At 61.6% G+C, this 16,900-nt stretch carries 16 protein-coding genes; 10 read left to right on the top strand and 6 right to left on the bottom strand.

All coding sequences use genetic code 11. The features are described 5' to 3' along the window. Positions 1-32: 32 nt before the first annotated feature. Positions 33-2,348, bottom strand: coding sequence for a methyl-accepting chemotaxis protein (locus tag AMK00_RS17930; protein WP_064811279.1), 2,316 nt, complete (start codon positions 2,346-2,348; stop codon positions 33-35). Between the two features lie 241 nt (positions 2,349-2,589). Between AMK00_RS17930 and ruvC the strand changes: the two genes are divergently transcribed. The 8 genes from ruvC (at position 2,590) to AMK00_RS17970 (ending at position 7,588) form a co-directional block, all read left to right on the top strand. After that, positions 2,590-3,099: a crossover junction endodeoxyribonuclease RuvC gene (gene ruvC, locus AMK00_RS17935; protein WP_004669780.1), complete on the top strand. Its 510-nt coding sequence runs from the start codon at positions 2,590-2,592 to the stop codon at positions 3,097-3,099. Between the two features lie 57 nt (positions 3,100-3,156). Then, positions 3,157-3,408, top strand: coding sequence for an AbrB/MazE/SpoVT family DNA-binding domain-containing protein (locus AMK00_RS17940; RefSeq protein WP_010004698.1), 252 nt, complete (start codon positions 3,157-3,159; stop codon positions 3,406-3,408). Next, positions 3,408-3,821, top strand: a complete 414-nt coding sequence (locus AMK00_RS17945; protein WP_064811280.1) for a type II toxin-antitoxin system VapC family toxin — start codon at positions 3,408-3,410, stop codon at positions 3,819-3,821. Before AMK00_RS17940 ends, AMK00_RS17945 begins: the two co-directional genes overlap by 1 nt. Before the next feature lie 13 nt (positions 3,822-3,834). Further along, on the top strand, positions 3,835-4,449 hold the full coding sequence (gene ruvA / locus AMK00_RS17950; RefSeq protein WP_004669783.1) for a Holliday junction branch migration protein RuvA: 615 nt from the start codon (positions 3,835-3,837) through the stop codon (positions 4,447-4,449). An 82-nt stretch (positions 4,450-4,531) separates the two neighbouring features. Then, positions 4,532-5,572: a Holliday junction branch migration DNA helicase RuvB gene (gene ruvB / locus AMK00_RS17955; protein ID WP_012485111.1), complete on the top strand. Its 1,041-nt coding sequence runs from the start codon at positions 4,532-4,534 to the stop codon at positions 5,570-5,572. Beyond that, positions 5,573-6,472 carry a metallophosphoesterase gene (locus tag AMK00_RS17960; protein WP_037114975.1) on the top strand — a complete coding sequence of 300 codons (900 nt, stop codon included), beginning with the start codon at positions 5,573-5,575 and terminating at the stop codon, positions 6,470-6,472. It begins immediately after the preceding gene. 7 nt (positions 6,473-6,479) lie between these two features. Beyond that, a complete protein-coding gene (locus AMK00_RS17965; protein WP_064811281.1) occupies positions 6,480-6,986 on the top strand; it encodes an NUDIX hydrolase in 507 nt (168 codons plus the stop codon). 38 nt (positions 6,987-7,024) lie between these two features. Further along, positions 7,025-7,588: a DinB family protein gene (locus tag AMK00_RS17970; RefSeq protein WP_037141205.1), complete on the top strand. Its 564-nt coding sequence runs from the start codon at positions 7,025-7,027 to the stop codon at positions 7,586-7,588. A gap of 363 nt (positions 7,589-7,951) precedes the next feature. Here the strand turns inward: AMK00_RS17970 and AMK00_RS17975 are convergent, their stop codons facing one another. Beyond that, a complete protein-coding gene (locus AMK00_RS17975; RefSeq protein ID WP_064811282.1) occupies positions 7,952-9,334 on the bottom strand; it encodes a virulence factor family protein in 1,383 nt (460 codons plus the stop codon). Next, positions 9,331-11,934, bottom strand: a complete 2,604-nt coding sequence (mprF, locus tag AMK00_RS17980) for a bifunctional lysylphosphatidylglycerol flippase/synthetase MprF (RefSeq protein ID WP_064811283.1) — start codon at positions 11,932-11,934, stop codon at positions 9,331-9,333. Before mprF ends, AMK00_RS17975 begins: the two co-directional genes overlap by 4 nt. A gap of 238 nt (positions 11,935-12,172) precedes the next feature. On the opposite strand from mprF, the gene AMK00_RS17985 reads away from it, so the two are divergent. Beyond that, the gene (locus tag AMK00_RS17985) at positions 12,173-12,550 is read left to right on the top strand and encodes a DoxX family membrane protein (protein WP_064804810.1); all 378 of its coding nucleotides are present in this window, start codon (positions 12,173-12,175) and stop codon (positions 12,548-12,550) included. A 6-nt stretch (positions 12,551-12,556) separates the two neighbouring features. Here AMK00_RS17985 and AMK00_RS17990 read toward each other — a convergent pair whose 3' ends face one another. From AMK00_RS17990 to AMK00_RS18000, 3 genes are all read right to left on the bottom strand, one after another. Beyond that, positions 12,557-14,668 (bottom strand): mechanosensitive ion channel family protein, encoded by a 2,112-nt coding sequence (locus tag AMK00_RS17990; protein WP_064811755.1) that lies wholly within the window; start codon positions 14,666-14,668, stop codon positions 12,557-12,559. 185 nt (positions 14,669-14,853) lie between these two features. Beyond that, entirely contained in the window at positions 14,854-15,885 is a 1,032-nt protein-coding gene (gene gnd, locus AMK00_RS17995; protein ID WP_064804812.1) for a phosphogluconate dehydrogenase (NAD(+)-dependent, decarboxylating), read from the bottom strand. Between the two features lie 114 nt (positions 15,886-15,999). Then, complete coding sequence (locus tag AMK00_RS18000) at positions 16,000-16,482, bottom strand: SRPBCC domain-containing protein (RefSeq protein WP_064804814.1); 483 nt, start codon at positions 16,480-16,482, stop codon at positions 16,000-16,002. Between the two features lie 55 nt (positions 16,483-16,537). On the opposite strand from AMK00_RS18000, the gene AMK00_RS18005 reads away from it, so the two are divergent. Continuing rightward, the gene (locus AMK00_RS18005; protein ID WP_064804816.1) at positions 16,538-16,861 is read left to right on the top strand and encodes an ArsR/SmtB family transcription factor; all 324 of its coding nucleotides are present in this window, start codon (positions 16,538-16,540) and stop codon (positions 16,859-16,861) included. Positions 16,862-16,900: the final 39 nt, after the last annotated feature.

Genomic DNA, 16,900 nt, shown 5'->3' on the forward strand with positions numbered 1-16,900 from the left:
GGCGGCCCTTGTCGAATATCGCAAGCGACGCCTCACCGGTGACGGCGCAATACATGCAACTCGGCGCTCGGCGGGTAATGCCCCTGCGGCAGCGTGAAATTGCCGAGCTGGCGATCCATTTCCAGGGCTTCCGTCGCCAGCCGGTGGATCGCTTCCGTCGTCTCCTCGACCATCGAGGCATTCTGCTGTGTCATCGCGTCGAGTTCGGCGACGGCGCTGTTGATCTCCCGCAGCGTATTGGCCTCCTCGCGGGTCGATTCCATGATCTCGTTGATCTGCCCGTTGATCGCCTCGACATGCGCGCCGATGCCGGTCAGCGCGACACCTGCCCTTTCCACAAGCGATACGCCGCTTTCGACCTCATGCGTCGATTTCTGCAGCAGGCTGGAGATCTCCTTGGCCGCGCTCGACGAGCGCTGGGCGAGCTCGCGCACTTCCATGGCGACGACAGCAAAACCCTTGCCCGATTCACCGGCGCGCGCCGCCTCGACACCGGCATTGAGCGCCAGAAGGTTGGTCTGGAAGGCGATGTCGTCGATGACGGAGATGATCGTGTTGATCTGGCGTGAGGAGGTCTGGATCGCCTCCATGGCCGCGATCGTCTCACGCATGATCTGGCCGGAGCCGGTCGTCTCCTTTTTGGCGTCGCGGGCGATGCGCTCGGCCTGTTCGGCCCGCTCGATCTGCCGGCGGACGGACTGGGTGATGGCGCTGATTGCATTCGCCGTCTCGGTGATCGAGCCGGCCTGGCGCTCGGTGCGCCCGGCAAGCTCGTCGGCGCCGGTACGCATCTCCTCGGAGCTGGCCCGCACCGCCATCGAGTTGCCGCCGATGGCCGTCATGGTTTCGCTCAGCGTCGCGAGCGCTTCGTTGAAATTGATGCGCAGGCTTTCGAGCTCGTTCGGGAAGCGCCGATCGATCTGATAGGCGAGATCCCCGTTCGCCAGATGATGCAGGCCCTCATCGATCGCCTCCACCACCTGCTGCAGCGTCTTCGCCTCTGCCTCGCGCTCGGCAAGGTTCTGCTGGCGGTCCTGCTCGGCCTGTAGGCGTGTCTCTTCGCTGGCGGCTTCCAGTTCGCGGCCTTCGATCAGCGACTGCCGGAAGCGGGCAAGCGCGTTGGCCATCGTGCCGATCTCATCTTTTCGGCTCAGGCTGCCGATCTCGGTGTTGAGCTTGCCATCGGCGACATCGCGCGTGACGCCGGCAAGCCGCGCAAGCGGCGAGAACAGAAAATTGGTGACGAGGCCGGTGGCGATCGCCATGACGACGAGCACGCCGATGCCGATCATCGTCAGCAAAGTGGCGATCTCCAGCGAGCCGGCATTGAGTTCGCTGAGCAGCACGCTTTCGACCACGAGGAAGCGGTCGCCGCGATAATCGATGCCGCGGACATAGGCGCGCGCTGAGCCGTCCGTCCTGTTGAAATCGGCCACCGTCATCGCCGAACTGGCAAGCGCGTCCTTGATGAAGGTGAAGGGAGCGGCATCGAGCGTCGCAAGTTTGCCGCTCGCATCGAGACCGATCGCTGAACCATCGGCAGAGACGATCGCCGCCCGCGCGGTGCTGCCCTGAACAATCCCCTTTGCCAGGATGCTGGCGACGATGTCGTCACGCACCTTGAACAGGATGATGCCCTTGGCCGCGCCGAGCTTGACGATCGGCACGGCATAGAAGATCGCCGACCTGCCGCTGGCCGCATCGACGCGGAGCCCGGAAAAGCCTGTCGGTGCGGCATCGTCGGTCGCCTTGGCGGTATTCTCGATCGCCTTGGCGAAGGCGATGCCAGCGCCGGTCGTCTTCCAGGCGTCCGACTTCAGATTCTCGGCGAAGTCGTCTTCCTTCTTGTAGGAATAGAGAACGGAACCATCGAGATCGGCGATCAAGAGATCGCTGAAAGCAGTGTCTTCGAGGTCGCGGGCGACTTCGCCCTGCGTCTTTTCATGGTTCGAATAATAAAAGCCGCTCGGCGCTTCAGGCTTCATCAGCTTCTCGCGCTGATCGGCCGGGTTGGGATTGGCCGTGATGAAGACTTTCTTCAGCTCGGCGCGGGCATCGCCGGAGGTCTTCTCGATGGTCTTCCAGCCGCTCTTCAGGCTGGTGATCGACATCTGCAGCGCCTCGATGCGGGCAATGGAATTGGCCTGGTTCTCGAGCTGCGCCAGCTGGTCCTGCAGCATGTCGCCGCGGAAGATCAGCACGCTCTCCTTGGCCTTCAGCGCCTGCTCGTCTGAGATGCGGCTGCTGGCGAAATAGGCGAGCACGTCGATCACCGCGATCGACAGCACGGTCATCAGGATGAATGTGGCAATGACCTTGAAGGACAGGGATTGAAATCTCTGAGCCATGTACGACGAACCCCTTCTGAACGCGTCTGCCGGCGCGGGCAGGCGGCATGAGCCTGATCGACCGATCTTCAAACAGAACCTCAGGGGCTTATCTCTTTGCGACACGAGACCCCCTTCGTATTTGACACTAGAATTCAAGCATCTGTTTTAATTCGCGGTAAATGGAGCGGCTTATTCGAGAAGGTTTTTGTTTTGTTCACATATCGATGGCAGTTATTTCGCAGTCGCTATAGGTTAAACCATGCAAAATACGATTCGCATCGTCGGCATCGATCCGGGACTTCGCCGCACCGGCTGGGGAATCATCGACACGCTGGGCAATTCCCTGCGGTTTGTAGCCTCGGGAACCGTGACCTCCGACGGAGACATGGATCTCGCCTCCCGCCTTTGCCAGCTGCATGACGGCCTGGCGGAGGTCGTCCACGCTTACAAGCCGGATGAGGCCGCCGTCGAACAGACCTTCGTCAACAAGGATGCGGTGGCGACCCTCAAGCTTGGCCAGGCCCGCGGCATCGCCATGCTGGTGCCGGCGCGCGCCGGTCTGCACGTCTCCGAATATGCGCCGAACGCCGTCAAGAAGGCCGTCATCGGCGTCGGCCATGGCGAAAAACATCAGATTCACATGATGTTGAAGATCCTGATGCCGAAAGTCGAATTCAAGGGCGACGATGCCGCCGACGCCCTGGCGATCGCCATCTGCCATGCCCACAATCGCGGCAGCAACCGAATGCGGCAAGCACTGGCCGGGTAATCTGTTCTTGACTTGTTCCAACAGTAAGGATAATTCTTACTTCGAAGGAGCAGCAAGATGCGCGTCACGTCCAAAGGCCAGGTCACCATTCCTCGCGATCTCAGAGAGCTTGCCGGCATCGAGGCCAACAGCGAGGTCATCTTCTCGATCGAGAACGGCAAGCTGGTTCTCTCGCCGAAGAACTGCAAGCAGGAGATCGAGGATCGGGGCCGGCTCGACCGTTTCCTGCAGACGATCCGCCGTCTCGAAGGCACCGGCGACCAGGCGATTGATGCCGAAGACCTCATGTCGATGACCCGTGATCGCTGATGGCAACGCTTGTCGATACAAACATACTCGTCGATCTGGCTGTGGCCGGTTCGGACTGGCACGGTTGGTCGCGTCGAAAAATGCTCGACGTCTTCAGAGATGGCCCGGTCCTCATAAATCCGATCATCTATTCCGAATTTTCCGTTCGCTACGACGATATGGATGAAGTCGAGCAACTGCTTCCGCAGGATGAATTCCGCCGCGAGAACCTGCCTTGGCCGGCTGTCTTCGCCGCAGCTCAAGCCTTCCGGCTTTACCGTCGCGCCGGCGGACGGCGCGAACAGATATTGCCCGACTTCCTCATCGGCGCCCATGCGGCGATAAGGGGCTACAAGATTTTGACCCGCGACCCCGGCGGATACCGATCTTATTTCCCCTCCGTTGAACTTATCACGCCCGAAACGCACCCTTGAGAGACCACGCCCCATGATCGGCAAGCTGAAAGGCACCATAGACGAGATCGGCGAAGACTATGTGCTCGTCGATGTGCACGGCGTCTGCTACGTCGCCCACTGCTCGGCCCGCACTCTGTCCAAACTCGGCTCGGCCGGCGAGGCCTGCGTGCTGTTCATCGAGACCTATGTGCGCGAGGATCAGTTGAAGCTCTTCGGCTTCATGACTGCATTGGAGCGGGAGTGGTTCAACCTGCTCCAAAGCGTTCAAGGGGTGGGCGCCAAGGTCGCGCTTGCCGTGCTCTCGACCTTGACGCCGGGCGAACTCGCCAATGCGATTGCCCTGCAGGACCGCGCCGCCGTTTCCCGCGCACCGGGCGTCGGCCCGAAAGTGGCGATGCGCCTCGTCACCGAGCTCAAGAACCGGGCGCCGGCCTTTGCCGGGGAAGCGATCAATATCGCCCTCAAGCAGGAACTCGGCGAAGGTGTCGCGGCCGCGCCGGTCGCCGATGCGGTCTCCGCGCTGACCAACCTCGGCTACAGCAGAGACCAGGCGGCCAATGCAGTTGCGGCGGCGATGAAGACGGCCGGCGACGGCGCAGACAGCGCTAAGCTGATCAGGCTGGGATTGAAGGAGTTGGCGCGGTGAATCCCGGAAAAATGACGGTTGGATATCGAGGCGACCGTTTTTTGGTGTATTGCTGTGACAGGTTTCAAAACGGAATAAGAGCATGAGCGAACCCGCCCGCCTGATATCGCCGGAAAAGCGGGGCGAAGATCTCGACATGACCCTGCGCCCGCAATCGCTGGACGAATTCACCGGTCAGGCGGAAGCGCGCGCCAATCTCAAGGTCTTCATCGAGGCCGCGAAGAACCGCGGCGAGGCGCTGGACCATGTGCTTTTCGTCGGCCCGCCCGGTCTCGGCAAGACGACGCTGGCGCAGATCATGGCGAAGGAACTCGGCGTTAATTTCCGCTCGACGTCAGGCCCTGTTATCGCCAAGGCCGGCGATCTCGCCGCACTGCTCACCAATCTCGAGGAGCGCGATGTGCTCTTCATCGACGAAATCCATCGCCTCAATCCGGCGGTGGAGGAAATCCTTTATCCGGCCATGGAAGATTTCCAATTGGACCTCATCATCGGCGAGGGCCCCGCCGCCCGCTCGGTGAAAATCGATCTGTCGAAATTCACCCTGGTGGCGGCGACCACCCGCCTCGGCCTGCTGACGACGCCGTTGCGCGACCGCTTCGGTATCCCGGTGCGCCTGAGCTTCTATACCGTCGAAGAACTGGAACTGATCGTGCGCCGCGGCGCGCGGCTGATGAACCTGCCGATGACCGAAGAAGGTGCGCGCGAGATCGCCAGACGCGCCCGCGGCACGCCACGCATCGCCGGCCGGCTGCTGCGGCGCGTGCGCGATTTCGCCGAGGTGGCAAGGGCGGAAGCCGTCACCCGCGAGATCGCCGACGAGGCGCTGACCCGCTTGCTCGTCGACAATGTCGGCTTCGATCAGCTCGACAAGCGTTACCTCAACATGATCGCCGTCAATTTCGGCGGCGGCCCGGTCGGCATCGAAACCATCGCCGCCGGCCTTTCCGAGCCGCGCGACGCGATCGAGGACATTATCGAGCCCTACATGATCCAGCAGGGTTTCATTCAGCGCACGCCGCGCGGCCGCGTTCTTACCGCAATCGCGTGGAAACATCTGGGAATGCAACCGCCCAAGGAGATGGAGGCTGCGCAGTTCCGGCTGTTCCAGGAGGACGACTGAGTGATCACCCGCCGCGGATTTTTCAAGCTTGTCGGCGGCGGTATCGCAGGTGTTATGTCGCTCGGCGGTTACGCCTTCGCCTATGAACCGCTGGCGCGACTCGGCATCGCCCGCTACCGGCTGACGCCGCCGGGATGGACGCCGGGGCTGAAGCTCCGCGTCGTCGCGCTCGCCGATATCCATGCCTGCGAACCCTGGATGTCGGCAAACCGCATCACAGCGATCTGCCACAGGGCGAATGAACTCGAAGGCGACGTCACCGTCCTGCTCGGCGATTACGCCTCGGGCATGAACATGGTGACGCAATACGTGCATTCGAGCCAGTGGTCGAAGGCGCTGGCCACTCTGCAGGCCCCTCTCGGCGTCCATGCGATCATGGGCAATCATGACTGGTGGGAGGACAGGACTGCCCAGAAGAACGGCGGGATGACATTCGGACACCGGGCGCTTGCCGACGTCGGCATCCCGGTCTACGGCAACCGCGCCGTTCGGCTCGAAAAGGACGGCCGCGGCTTCTGGTTCGCGGGCCTCGAAGACCAGCTGGCGCTGCTGCCCGGCAGGAAATGGGGGCGCACACGCATGCTTGGCCTCGACGACCTCGACGGCACGATGGCACAGGTGACCGACGATGCGCCCGTCATCCTGCTTGCGCATGAGCCCGATATCTTTCCGCGCGTGCCCGAGCGCGTCTCGCTGACGCTGTCCGGCCACACCCATGGCGGGCAGATCCGTTTCCTCGGCCGTTCGCCGATCGTCCCCTCGCGTTACGGCAATCGCTACGCCTATGGCCATATCGTCGAGGAGGGGCGCAATATCATCGTGTCCGGCGGCCTCGGCTGCTCCATCGCGCCGGTCCGCTTCGGTGTGCCGCCGGAAATCGTCGTAATCGATCTCGGATAAGAATGACATGAGCAAGCGCACCCACATCCGCCTGACTGTGGGCGCTCAACGTTTCAACCATCGCATCGCCGGCCTCGCCTTTCGCGATGGCCATGTGCTCGTTCATCGCGCCGTGCACGAGCCCTTCTGGACCTTTCCTGGGGGAACGGCGGAAATCGGCGAGACCTCGGAAGAAACGCTGAAACGGGAGATGATGGAGGAACTCGGCCTCAACGTCACAGTCTCGCGCCTCCTCTGGACCGTCGAGAATTTTTTCCACTGCGAACAGCGCGACTGGCATGAACTCGGCTTCTATTACCTGATGGAAATCCCACCGGAATTTCCCTTTCGGCCGCATGAGATCGTCCATCGCGTCGAAGACGGCGACAACCATCTCGAATTCAAATGGGTTGCCGCGACGCGCACAGCCCTGACCGCGCTCGACATCCCGCCCTATTTCATTGCCCAGGAAATCGAGAACCTGCCGGCAGCACCGCGTCGTCTCGTCTGGCGCGACGGCAATCTCGATGACTGACGCAAACATTCCGCAAGCGCTTGAGAGGAAAGCCGCCGATGTCGACCGTCGATCCCGTCCGGGTCTTTCGCAAACTTGCCTATAACAACGCCCTTGCCAACCACCGTCTGTTGCGCGCTTGCGCAGCCTTGAAACCTGGCGAATTCGAAGCGCCGCGCACGGGCTTCTTCCCCTCGATCAAGGAAACCTTGAACCACATCATCACGGTCGACTGGTTCTATGTCGATGGCATGGAAGGTGGCATGCTTGGCTACCAGGCCTTCGAGATCGAAGAACCCTTCGACGACATAGCATCGCTGAGCGCAGCGCAGGCGGCGGTCGACCTCCGCCTGACGGCGCTCTGTGAGGCCCTGAGCCCGGAGGGGCTGGTCTCGACCGTCAGGCTCCATCGCGGCGACCGCATTCAGGAGGAGCGCATGGACGACGTGCTCGCCCATCTCTTCCAGCACCAGACCCATCATCGCGGCCAGGTGCACGCGATGCTTTCCGGCACCGGCGTCGCTCCGCCGCAACTCGATGAATTCATCGTCGCCGACGATGCGCGGTTTCGGGGCAAGGAAGTCGCCGAGCTTGGCTGGAGCGAGGAGATGCTGGCACGTTAGAGCCTTACCTGGTTAGATTGAAGCATTCTGCCGGAGCAGGTTTTCGTCAGGGCAGAGGCGATTGGCGACGGGCATACCCAAGGTACGTCCGAGCCGATCGCCTCTGATCCTGGCGGAAACATGCCCGGCCCACCGGCCGCACCGCTTCGCCGTGGCGAAGCGATCAGTGCGTCCGGCGCTTCCCAAGTCTTGCAGATTTGCTTGGCAAATCTGCGGGAGGGTTGGCTGAAACGGGCCGGCTGATCGACCGGCCGGCTTGGCCGTAGAGCTGGGCTACGACGCGCGCCGGCCGGTCGACCATCCGACTCCACTTGAGCCAACAGAATGCTTCAATCTAACCAAGGCTCTAAGCACGATGCTGCTCTAATCTTGCAGCCGCTTCTTCAGTCCGTCGATGATCGTCTTGGTGAGAAGATCGTAATTCTCATCGAAGTGATGATCACCGGGCAGTTCGACGACCTCGGCGCCGCTATCCTTCAGCGCCGGACAGGCGACGTCGTCGTCATCGTCCTTGCCGTAGACGCATTGCACGAGTTTGGGATCGACGTTCTTCAAATCGGCGACCGGATCGCCTCCCGCCCCTTCCGTCTTCTGGCCGAGCCAACCGAGAACGGAGATGACGTAGTCGACTTGGTGGGAGAGCGACAGCAGCGACAATTGCGCCACCGCGGACTTCTCGGCCGGTTTCAGCAGCTGATAGGTCGCTGGCACGACGTCGGCGCCGAAGGAATAACCGACGAGCAGCACATGCTTCACCTTCCACTGTTTGCGGTAGAAATCGATGATCTTCGAAAGATCGCCGGCGGTCTCCTCCGGCTTGCGCTCCGACCAGAAATAATGAAGCGAATCGACACCGACGACGGGAATACCTTCCTTCTGCAGGGTGCCGCCAACTTCCTTGTCGATGTCTCGCCAGCCTCCGTCGCCGGAATAGATCACCGCCATCGTATCCAGGGTGGGGGTGGCCTCGAGGATCGCCAGCGGCAATCCAAGCGGATTGCCGAAGGCGCCCGAGGCGGTGACGAGGTCATCGATCGTATCGGCAAAGACCGTCTGCGCGTCGTCGGTGGAATCGCGGATCTCGATCGCGGAATGGACTTTCTTCAGCGCTTCGGCATGCGCCCTGCCATCCTTGTCGGCGTTGGGCGTGAAGACCGATATAACGGGGTCCGGCAGCGCGCCGTCACTCAGCCCGTAGACCATGCGGCCGCCAACGGCCTTCTTCGAAGCCGGCGTGCAAAGTTCCTTGGTCAGCGGGATGCCGGCCTTCGGATCGACGGCGAGCGTCTGACCGATCGTCGCATCCGGTGTCTGCGCTGCAATTGCCAGCGCCAAGGCCCCGCCCTCGCCGATGCCGGCGACGATCGGCAGATGATAGGCGTTGTTGCCGGTCGCACGCTGCACCTGCTGGCTCAGCGATTCGATATCCGAGACCGTGTAGAGGCAGCCGTCATTGAGGCTGACATCGTAGCGGTCAAGCGCCTGGATATAGGAAGGAAAGTCGACACCGATGACGACGGCGCCTTCGGAAACCAGCCTGTCGGCCTCGGCCTTCTCGTAATCGCCCCAGCCGGCGGCATCCGAGATCAGCATCACCGTGCCCTTCACCTCGCCTTCCGGCAAGAAGATGTGCGGCGACGGAATGAGCCCGCTTTCGAAGCTCTGCGTGGTTTCCTCGGCAGCATGAGCCGGTGCGGCCGCGAGCATGCAGGCGCATGCCGTGGCAAGAAGGATTGTCCTGATCATTTTCTCACTACCCCTTTCAATCCGCCCCCGATCAGCAACGTCGCGTCCATCAACGCGATCATCGGATTGCCCCCTCCGGAAACCGCAAGATAGCGCGGTTGCCAGTGCGGATGAAACTTGGATTTGAATGCCCGAAGGCCCTTGAAGTTGTAGAAGCGCTCGCCGTGCTCAAAGACGGTGCTGCCGATGCGGTCCCAGACGGGTGCCGCCTCGCGTTTCGACATGCCGGAGAGTGGCGCCATGCCGAGATTGAAGTGAGTGAAACCCTGACCGCGCAGATACTCCATGATCTGCACGAAGAGAAAGTCCATCGAGCCCTTCGGCGCGTCCGGAGAGAAACGCATGAGATCGATCGTGCTCTCCTTGCGGGATTCGGTGACGAGGATATTGGCGAAGGCGACGATCTTGCCATCCTTCTTCAGGATACCGACCGGTTGCGATGAAACATAATCGGGATCGAACGAACCGAGCGAGAAGCCTTTTTCCTTGGCATTGTGATGTTCGAGCCAGGCCGTGGAAACGGCAGCGAGATCATCGATGATATCAGGCACGTCCTCGGATTCGACTACCGCGAATTCCAGCCCGTCGCGTTGGGCTCGGCTCGCCGTCTGGCGCAGATTCGCCCATTTGCCGCCTTTCATTTCGAAGGTTCGGAGGTCGGCCACCGCCAGTTCGCCGAGCTTGAAGGCGCGGAGGCCGGCATCGGCGCAATGGGAAAGCAGCGCCGGCGAGATCTGGTAGAAGACGGCGCGGCATCCGGCGGCCCGCGCCGCTTCGACGAAGCGCCAGACGAGTTCCTGCACGGCACGATGATCGCCAACCGGGTCGAACAGCGCGATCCATGAACGGCCCTGCCGGCCGTACATGATGAAGGCGTCACCTTTTTCCGAAAACATGATGCTCTTGTCGCCCATGCGCACCAGATTGGCGTCGGCATTGTCCTGCCTCCTGACGATGTCGACGGCGCGCGTCAGCGCCTCCTCCGTCGCCGGCTCCGGCCGGAAGGTCGCCGGCCGGAGCAGGCTGAAAATGGCGATCGCCGACGAGATGATGGTGATACCGAGCAGGGCGCGCAGTCCCCGCGGCGCCTCGGCGGTAAATTCGAACTGCCACCAGAGTTCGTTGCTGTATTCGACATCGCGATAGACAAAGAGCAGGATGACGACGGCGCCGACGACGATGACCGCGATCGCCATCAGCCAGGACGCCGTCATCGCCTGGTTGAGCAGCGACGCATGCCGGGTGAAGAGCCGTCGGCTGACGAAGAGCCCGAAGATGAGGAAAGCGAGAAAAGCCGCCTCGACCAGCGCAATCGCCTTCAACAGCGACAAGGTCAATGCCGCAAGGGCCGAGAACACCGCTACCCACCAGGCGCCGTCGAGCCTCTGCCCCAGGCCGCGCGCGGCGACCACCAGCGCCAATCCGAGCAGACTGGAGAGGAAGTGCGCGCCTTCGACCATCGGCAGAGGCAGATAGTTGGACAGAAATTCCAGATTCTGATCCGGCGTCGGTGTAACGCTCGAAAACACCAGCATGACGCCGAGCAGCAGGGCCAAGGTCGACAGCAGCTGCGGCATCAGCCGTCCGCCGATGCGCCGGACGCTGGAGGCGGCCGGATGATCGACAAAACGGCGCAGTTCCGTCGCGGACACCGCGAGCACGGCGATCAACAGCGGCAGCACATGATAGATCAGCCGGTAGAGCACCAGCGATCCGAGCACCGCATCGATATTCACCGCGCTGCCGAGCGAGGCGATAATCACGGTCTCGAACACGCCGAGCCCAGCCGGAACGTGGCTGAGCACGCCGAGACCGACGGCGATCGCATAGACGGCCAGGAAGGCCGGCCAGCCGATCGCCGTCTGCGGCAAGAGCACGTAGAGCACCGAGGCCGAGGCGGCGATATCGAACGCCGTCACCAGGAATTGCCGTGACCAAGTGCGCGAATCCGGCAGGCGGATTGCCACCGCACCGAGATCGAGCACGCGGCCTTCGCGGCCGATGATCATCACAGCCCCGAGAATGGCAATAATCGAGCCGGCAATCAGCCGGAGAAGGAACGCGCTGACACCGATCAGCGGCCCGATCTCGCTGGCGATGATAATGAGGGCGATCGCCGCGACCCCGGCAAGCCCGAGACCGAAGGACAGGGTGACGAAGGCGATGATCCGGCCGATATCGTCCGGCGAAAGACCGAGGCGCGTATAGGCGCGGTAGCGGATCGCGCCGCCCGAAAGGGCGCCGAAACCGGCGGTATTGCCGACCGCATAGGCACTGAACGCCGTCAGCGCCACATGCGGGAACGGCAGCTTCTTGCCGATATATTCGATGGCGTTGAGGTCGTAGAAAACGAGGGATAGGAAACTGAGTGCGGTGAAGAACAGCGCCAGCAGGATGGCGCTCGGCCTGGTCGCTGCGAGCGCACCGACGACATCATCATAGCGAACCTCGTTGGTGAGCTGCATGATCGCATAACCGACGAGGCAGAAGACAACGAGTGTCGCGGCTGCCGTCAGTGGCGTCCTGTAGCGTCTGAAAAGCGCGCCTAAAGAAAACCCGTCCGCCGCTTCCATCTCTTCCAAATTGCCGTGACCCGACATCTCGTACCTGCGCAATTTCCAAACTTGGCGGGAATCATTTTTCGAAGACGTAGCATGACAGGCATATAAGCTCTATGAAGCCATGCCGCCGCTACCCCAGCCCCGCCGTCTGCGCCTCAATCATCCTCAATTGGGGCGAATTTGCGCAGGCAAACTGTATTGGCACATTGCATTTTCGTAAGCTTGCGAAGAGTTTGCGGTGATGACGAGGATTTGAAACGCGAGAGTAGGGTTAGACATGCAGGATGACCTGGCCTTCGTGATCCTCATCCTCGGCAGATTGCTGCTCGGCGGTTTTTTCGTTGCCGCCGGCATCCATCATTTTTTCGTCATCGTGCCGATAACCGACGCCATCGAAGCCCGCGGCATACCTTTTGTGAAATGGGTATTGATTTCCGGCAGCGTCTTTCAAATTGCCGCCGGTCTCCTGCTGATGCTGGGTCTCTTCGTCGCCGCGGCGGCGTTCGGCCTCATCATCTTCACGCTTGCCGCCTCCGTGATGCTGCTGAATTTCTGGGACATGGAAGGCACAGCCCGCGACAGCGCCATCAACAGCTGGAAAAGCAACATGGCCATCATCGGCGGCCTGCTCACCGCAGCTGCCGGGGCGATGTAAGGTGGTTCACGCAGCCGGCTCGCCGCCGGCCCGTGCATGCGCAGCGTAGCGCGCCGCGGCGGCATCCACCTCCGCCGCGCGATCACCGGACACCTGCACCGTCGGCACGGCGAATTCGATGCCGTTTTCCTTGAAGGCATTGCGAATCATTGCCAGTGCATTGCGGCGGATAACGAACTGTTCGCCAGGCTTCGTCATCATCGACAGACGGATCTCGATCGCGAATTCGCCGAATTGCTCGACACCCTTCATCTTCAGCGTTTCGATGATGTGCGGGCCGAATTCCGGGTTTTCGAGCAGGGTCTGACCGATCTGCTTGATCACCTTCTTCGCTTTGACGAGATCGGTGTCGTATGTGACGTTGAGGCTGATCTTGTCGATCGTCCAATCGCGATTGAGGTTCTTCACCGCGCCAAGTTCGCCGAACGGCACGGTCGTCAGCGGCCCGCGATGATGCCGGAGCTTCACCGAACGCAGGCTGAAGGCCTCGACGACGCCCTTGTGGCTGCCGCTTTCGATATATTCGCCGACACGGAAAGCATCGTCCCACAGATAGAACATGCCGCTGATGACATCCTTGACGATCGTCTGGGCGCCAAAACCCACAGCAACGCCGACGACGCCGGCGCCGGCAATCAATGGGCCGATCTCGATGCCGAGACCCGAGAGCACCATGAGAGCCGCAATGACGGCGATGACCACGGCAAGGATATTGCGGAAGATCGGCAGCAGCGTCTGGAACCGCGCATGTTTAGCCTTTTCCTCATCCGTCGCGCCGCCGTCCAGGGGCATGCCGAGCAGCTTGCCGTCGATATAGGCTTTGACGACGTGCCAGAGCAGATCAGCAGCAAGCAGGATGACGATTCCGCCAATGACGCCGCGCGCGATCTTATCGACCATTTTGTCGCCGGCTGCCATCGTGTCGGCGCCGACGCCGAGCAGTTGGCCGAGCCAGATGGCCGCGAATGCGATAATCAGCGCCCTGACGCCGCGGTCGAGCAATACGGTGGCAATACGGCGCGTAGCAAGGAAGCTTGCTTCGGTCTGCTGCAGCGATTTCACTGCAATCGTCGAGACGGCGAGCACCCGCGGCAGCATCAGCACATAGATGCCGAGCCAGAGCAGCCAGTTGAATCCGGTGACCCACAGCCCCCAGAGCAACAGGAAATAAACGGTGAGCGCCCAGGAAATCCCGTGTCCGCGTTTCTCGTCCTTCTGAGGCCGCGACCAGACAGCTTCGATGGCGATCAGCAGCAGCCCGATGCCGAGGATATAGCCGACGAAGAGCCGGGCGCTCGGGGAAAAGCCGAGCGGCTCCATCGACTGGATCGCCGCCCAGCCAAGCATGAAATAGATCACGAAAATCGCGGAGCGGCGATACCAGAAGAGCGCGACGGCGCGTGACGGCATGATCGGAACGATCACGCCTTGCCGCTCTTCCTCGGCCCGCGCCAGCCCGATGAGATCGACCAAGACGCCGCCCAGGCAAATCGTGAAACGCTGGACGATGAGCGCGACGGCGCAGAGGATCGCCACGCTCTGGCTGAGCGGAGGCCAGCCGAGACTGGACAGCGCGAGCATTGTTGCCGCGGCGAAAATGAGAGCCGGTACGACGCGTGGCGTCAGATGCATGCCGGCCATCTGAGCCAGACGCCGGCGGCGACGGCGGAAGGCATAGCCGGCGATGCTTTCGACGATGGCCCCGAGCAGGAAGATCGCCAGGAATTGCGCGATCATCCGGCTCCAGCCGGTGGCGGCGAGCTCACCGAAAAACAGTGAGGACGCATTGCCGATCTGTGAGGGCAAAGTCATCGCGGCGTCGGACACCATCGATACATGCCGGCGGGCATGCTGCAGCAGGCCTGAAAGAACCGACATCTGGTTCTGGCTCACCGAATCGGCCGCAGAAGGTGCTGCCATCTGCGTCGCCATCCACTGCTTGACCTCCGGCGCCTGCATGAGCTGCATCATTTCACGCACCTGCGCCGGCGGGGTATTTGCAGCCGGCGTTTGCGCAGGCGTTTGGGAAAAGCCGGGCGACGCCGCCGAGAAAAGCGCAACGAATGCCAGGATGCCGAATATGGCGGCCTTCAAGCCCGCCGCCGTGCCACGTCCCATGACCGCCCTCCAATGGAGTGTCGGCCGCTTGAATGGAAGCAGCCCCGACATTTCCCTTTCCGCAATGGATACTCGTGACCGTAGCCGCCAGCAAGCGGTAGGAAAACCATACCTATGGCTAGGACAATTCCAGGAAAATTGCGAAACGGCTTTCCTCGTCGGGGCGACAAGGAAAGCCCTGATCCTCAAGATTTCGGCGCCGGCTTTTCCACGTGGCCGCCGAAGCCCGCACGCATTGCCGACAGCACCTTGTTGGCGAACTCGTCATTGTCGCGCGAGGAGAAGCGGCCGTAGAGCGCGGCACTCAGCACCGGGGTCGGCACGCTTTCGTCGATTGCCGCCATGATCGTCCAGCGGCCCTCGCCACTATCCGAGACGCGGCCGGCATATTTCGAAAGTGCGGGGTCGACATGCAGGGCATCGGCGGTGAGATCGAGTAGCCAGGAGGTGATGACGCTGCCGCGGCGCCAGACTTCCGCGACATCCTGCAGATTGAAGTCGTATTGGAAATGTTCGGGATGTGCGAGCGGCGCGGTTTCCGCATCGGCCTCATGCGAGGCAGCGCCGATATTGGCGCGTTTCAAGATGTTGAGGCCTTCGGCATAGGCGGCCATCAGCCCGTATTCGATGCCGTTATGCACCATCTTGACGAAATGGCCGGCGCCATGCGGGCCGCAATGCAGGTAGCCCTGTTCCGCGGTGCTGGCTGCAGCCGCATCAGCGCTGCGGTTCGGTGAGGCTTCCGTCGTGCCGGCCCCGGGCGCGAGCGTTGCGAAGATCGGCGAAAGGTGCTGGACGATGCCCTTTTCGCCGCCGATCATCAGGCAATAGCCGCGCTCCAGGCCGAAGACGCCGCCGCTCGTACCGACGTCAACATAATGGATGCCCTTGGTGATGAGCTCAGCGCCGCGGCGGATGTCGTCATGATAGTAGGAATTGCCGCCATCGATGATGATATCGCCGTTCTGCAGCAGCGGCACCAAGCTTGCCAGCACCTTGTCGACGATCGCCGCCGGCAGCATCAGCCAGATAGCACGCGGATGCGTGAGCTTCGAGACGAATTCCTCCAGCGAAGCGCTGCCGGTCGCGCCGAGACCTGTGAGATCGGCAACGCTTTCCGGCCTGGTGTCGTAGACGACGCATTCGTGACCGCCCCGCATCAGGCGCTGGACCATATAATTGCCCATGCGGCCCAAACCGACCATACCAAGCTGCATAATGAATCTCCTGGAAACCGAGATGAAGTATCGACTCCGGAAATTAGCACCCGCAGTGTGACAGGCAAGCAAAGTCTGGCGGTCGGCCGCCGATCTCCTTCGAGTCGGGCCTCGTCAAATATCCGGGGCGCTGGCCGGCTCGCCCTTCATCTCGCTGAGATACATGCCCTCGCGCAGATTAATGCCGTATTCGACGAAGGCCTTCATGCTGCAAAGCATCTGTGTCCAGCCTTCGCAGTTGAGATAGCTGCCGCGCCGGCCGGCCTCGTCCTCGCGCCAGCCGTTCTCGGCAATCGTCACCAACGTGCCGCCATCCTCCAGCGGCTTGAAATTCATCTCCACCAGCGTCTTATACCTTGTCTTGTCCTCAGCAGTGCCGCCGTCCCAGCGAAGCACGATGCGGCTTTCCGGCACAAGCTCGACAACCTCGACCGGCGCATCTTTCCACCAGGTTACCGTCGTGCCTTGAACGAGAGGGGCACTCGCCCCGCCGATCGTGGTGAAATAGCTGCTGAGCTTCTTCGGGTTGACGACGGCATCGAACACTTCGGCAACGGGACGGCCGATCCGGCCGGAAACGCGGATTCCGAGAGACATGATACTTCTCCTCTTCTCCATTGTACCTGACATCATTATGTTATAAAAACATAACATGTCAAGCGAATCGAAAGACGACCCCGTTTTCAAGGCACTGGCACATCATCGCCGCCGCGAGATTCTCGATCTGCTCAAGGACGCGCCCCGCACGACCGGGACGCTTTGCGAAATGTTTCCGGACATGGACCGCTGCACGGTGATGCAGCATCTGAAGGTGCTTGAGGAAGCGGATCTGATCGTCGCCAGAAAGGAGGGCCGCGAACGCTGGAACCACCTGAACAGCCTGCCGATCAAGCACATCTACGACCGCTGGATCAGCGCCTATGCAGGTCACGCCCTGTCGATCCTCGATCGGCTGAGAAGCGATCTCGAAGATTAGATTAGCCGGAACAATGCTCCGGCGTGAGGGTCGGCTTGC

This window comes from Rhizobium sp. N621 (assembly GCF_001664325.1).
Classification (GTDB): domain Bacteria; phylum Pseudomonadota; class Alphaproteobacteria; order Rhizobiales; family Rhizobiaceae; genus Rhizobium; species Rhizobium esperanzae.